4 protein-coding genes are annotated in these 3428 nt (G+C 43.5%); all 4 read left to right on the top strand.

The annotated features are described in order from the left end of the window. The coding region (gene tuf, locus WEIDD23_RS11330; RefSeq protein ID WP_062359045.1) for an elongation factor Tu at window positions 1-961 on the top strand (961 nt) is incomplete at its 5' end. A 173-nt stretch (window positions 962-1134) separates the two neighbouring features. Next, a complete protein-coding gene (locus WEIDD23_RS11325; RefSeq protein ID WP_010369733.1) occupies window positions 1135-1572 on the top strand; it encodes a nucleoside 2-deoxyribosyltransferase in 438 nt (145 codons plus the stop codon). 132 nt (window positions 1573-1704) lie between these two features. After that, entirely contained in the window at window positions 1705-2994 is a 1290-nt protein-coding gene (gene tig, locus WEIDD23_RS11320; protein WP_010369730.1) for a trigger factor, read from the top strand. Between the two features lie 169 nt (window positions 2995-3163). After that, the coding region (locus WEIDD23_RS14980; protein ID WP_278279503.1) for a ClpX C4-type zinc finger protein at window positions 3164-3428 on the top strand (265 nt) is incomplete at its 3' end.

The raw sequence follows: 3428 nt of genomic DNA, 5'->3' as shown, positions 1-3428 counted from the left end.
CTACGCCCACATCGACGCCCCTGGTCACGCGGACTACGTTAAGAACATGATCACTGGTGCTGCCCAAATGGACGGTGCTATCTTGGTTGTTGCTTCAACTGACGGTCCTATGCCACAAACTCGTGAGCACATCTTGTTGGCTCGCCAAGTTGGTGTTGACTACTTGGTTGTATTCTTGAACAAGGTTGACTTGGTTGACGACGAAGAGTTGATCGACTTGGTTGAAATGGAAGTTCGTGAATTGTTGTCAGAATACGATTTCCCTGGGGATGACATTCCAGTTATCCGCGGTTCAGCCTTGAAGGCTTTGGAAGGTGACGCAGAACAAGTTAAGGTTATCGAAGAGTTGATGGACACTGTTGACTCATACATTCCTACTCCAGAGCGTGACACTGACAAGCCATTCTTGATGCCAGTCGAAGACGTATTTACGATCACTGGTCGTGGTACTGTTGCTTCAGGTCGTATCGACCGTGGAACTGTTAACTTGAACGACGAAGTTGAAATCGTTGGTTTGAAGGAAGAAGTTCGCAAGACTGTTGTTACTGGAATCGAAATGTTCCGTAAGTCAATGCAACAAGGTCAAGCTGGTGATAACATCGGTGCATTGTTGCGTGGTGTTGATCGTAAGGAAATCGAGCGTGGTCAAGTTTTGGCTAAGCCTGGTTCAATCCAAACGCACACTAAGTTCTTGGCCGAAGTTTATGTTTTGACTAAGGAAGAAGGAGGCCGTCACACGCCATTCTTCACTAACTACCGTCCACAATTCTACTTCCACACGACTGACGTTACTGGTGTTGTTGAATTGCCAGAAGGCGTAGAAATGGTTATGCCTGGTGATAACGTAACATTCGATATCGAATTGATCGCACCAGTTGCCATCGAAAAGGGATTGAAGTTTACGGTTCGTGAAGGTGGACGTACTGTCGGTGCCGGAACTGTTTCAGAAATCAAGGACTAATTTTACGTTTAACGTAGAATTTTCCAATGTAGCTTAGGCTGCGCTTTTAAAAGAGAGTTATTACATCTTATGGTGTAATAACTCTCTTTTTTTCTTATTTCTCCGGTTAGCAAATGTCACGAGATGTGGTAAAGTGAACTATACAAATTTTACAAATAGAGGGATTTTACATCATGCAAATTTATTTGGCCGCACCATTCTTTAGTGACGAACAAGTTGATCGTGTTGCACGTATTGAGGCAGCACTGGAAGCGAACCCAACGGTTACTGACTTCTACTCACCACGTCACCACCAAAAGACGGATAACCCTGAATACACGCCAGCCTGGGCGGCTGAAGTGTTCCGTCGTGATGTGACACAAGTGCTTGATGCAGACGCCTTGGTTGTTGTCGCTGATTTCCGTGATGACGATGCAGACTCAGGGACTGCCTTTGAAGCTGGTATGGCTTGGGCCTTAAAGAAGCCAATCATCATGGTTGAAGAGACTGATTACAAGACGAACTTGATGTTAACTGAATCTTTGACTGCCTTTGTGAACAAGGCTGAAGATTTGGCAACTTATGATTTCAAGAACTATCCTGAATCAAAGTTTGAAGGACAATTGTTCTAGTAAATTACGGGTTTACAGTCGATTTTCGGCCTAGAATTATTGCCAAAATAGGCACTTTCCGGTAAACTTATAAAGTATGTAAAGATAATATATGTAACTGACTATTAGTTGGTTACTATTGGAGGAATAAACATGGCTAACGCAGTTTTCACTAAGGGTGAAGGCAACAAGGGAACGATCAAGTTCGAAGTTCCTGTTGACGTATACGAAAAGGGTATCGACGCCGCATTTAACGACGTTAAGAAGCAAATTACGGTTCCTGGTTTCCGTAAGGGTAAGATGCCTAAGCAAGTCTTTATTCAAATGTACGGTGAAGAGTCATTGTACCAAGACGCTTTGAACATCGTTTTGCCAGATGTTTACGCTGATGCAGTTGCAGAAGCAGGTGTTACGACTGTTGGTCAACCAAAGATCGACGCAGAGTCAATGAACAAGGATGAAGCTTGGGTTTTGACTGCTGAAGTTGAATTGGCTCCAGAAATCGAATTGGGCGACTACAAGGGTGTTAAGGTTCCTGCATCAGACGTTACTGTTTCTGATGAAGAATTGGATGCCGAAATCGCTCGTTTGCAAGAAGGTCAAGCAGAATTGGTTTTGGTTGACGCTCCTGCAAAGAACGGTGACACGGTTGTTATCGACTTCGTTGGTTCAGTTGACGGTGTTGAGTTCGACGGTGGTAAGGGTGACAACTACTCACTTGAATTGGGTTCAAACTCATTCATCCCTGGCTTCGAAGACCAATTGGTTGGTGCCAAGGCCGATGACGTTGTTAACGTAAACGTAACGTTCCCAGAAGAATACCAAGCTGCTGACTTGGCCGGTAAGGACGCTTTGTTCGTTGTTACTGTGCACGAAGTTAAGGCTAAGGAAGTTCCTGCATTGGACGACGAATTTGCAAAGGACATCGACGAAGAAGTTGATACTTTGGCAGAATTGAAGGACAAGGTTAAGGCACGTTTGACGACTGAAAAGGAAGACGCTGCTAAGGATGCCAAGGAAGATGCTGCTATCTCAGCCGTTGTTGACAACGCATCAGTTGCTGGTGGAGAAATTCCTGATTCAATGATTCACGAAGACGTTCACCGTCAAATGAACCAATTCTTTGCTTCAATGCAACAACAAGGTATCTCACCAGAGTTGTACTACCAAATCACTGGTTCATCAGAAGATGATTTGCACAAGCAATACGAAGAAGGTGCTGAGCGTCGCGTAAAGACGAACTTGGTATTGGAAGCTATTGTTAAGGCAGAAAACATCAAGCCTACGGACGAAGACGTTGCTGCTGAAGTAAAGTCATTGGCTGACCAATACGGTATGGACGAAGCTGCTGTTCGCGGTGCTTTGTCAGACGACATGTTGTCACACGACATTGCTATCAAGCAAGTTGTTGACATGATCGTTGAAAACGCTGTTGAAGCTTAATTCTAAACAACGTTAATTAAGAGGTTAGACTTTTTCGAGTCTAACCTCTTTTTGCAGTGTTACACTATATAAGTCCTAAGAATATCGTATAAAAAAACACAAAATCTCTGGTACAATAGTAGGTAACTTACGTTTCGACTAACGTTAAAAACTTACAGGAGGTTGAACAGTGTTTAATACAACCGATAATTCAAACGGCATTGCCTACTGTTCATTCTGTGGTAAGGCTTCAACAGAAGTGAAGAAGCTTATCGCAGGGCCTGGCGTATACATTTGTAATGAATGTGTGGCTTTGGCACAAGATATTATTAATGAAGATTTGCAACAAGATGCATTGGAGCGCACATTGACTTTGAAAACACCACAAGAGATTGTCGATAACTTGAATTCATATGTTATCGGACAAGACGAAGCTAAGCGTACTCTTGCAGTTG

The sequence above is a fragment of the Weissella sp. DD23 genome (genome assembly GCF_001579105.1).
GTDB classification, from domain to species: Bacteria; Bacillota; Bacilli; order Lactobacillales; family Lactobacillaceae; genus Weissella; species Weissella cibaria.
This window is presented reverse-complemented; position numbering and strand designations above follow the sequence as displayed.